Below are 260 nucleotides of genomic sequence, written 5' to 3'. Positions count from 1 at the left end.
GAAATTATTTCAACCAAAGTGAAATACTCATCCAGTTATTTATTCCTTCCAAGCGTGATTGATACGGAAGCAGAAGCCACGGCATTTTTTCCTATTCCAGGTATCCTGCAGGGTAATGATGTACTCGGTTTGCGACAGCGGTTACCCAAAGAGAAAATTTCCCGGTTATTGCATGATCTGGAGCAAAGCGGGCGAATGGAAATCAGTGATTTTGGCGATATTTCTGTATCAAATTGTTCTCCGGATTATAGGATTGAAAA

General features: G+C 40.8%; 1 protein-coding gene. It reads left to right on the top strand.

Annotated elements, in window-relative coordinates:
* On the top strand, positions 1 to 260 hold a 260-nt coding region (locus Q4563_RS20740; protein WP_303605860.1), incomplete at both ends, for a hypothetical protein.

The organism is Gilvimarinus sp. 1_MG-2023 (assembly GCF_030548285.1).
Note: the sequence above shows the minus strand (reverse complement) of the source record. Positions and strands in the feature narration are given on the sequence as shown.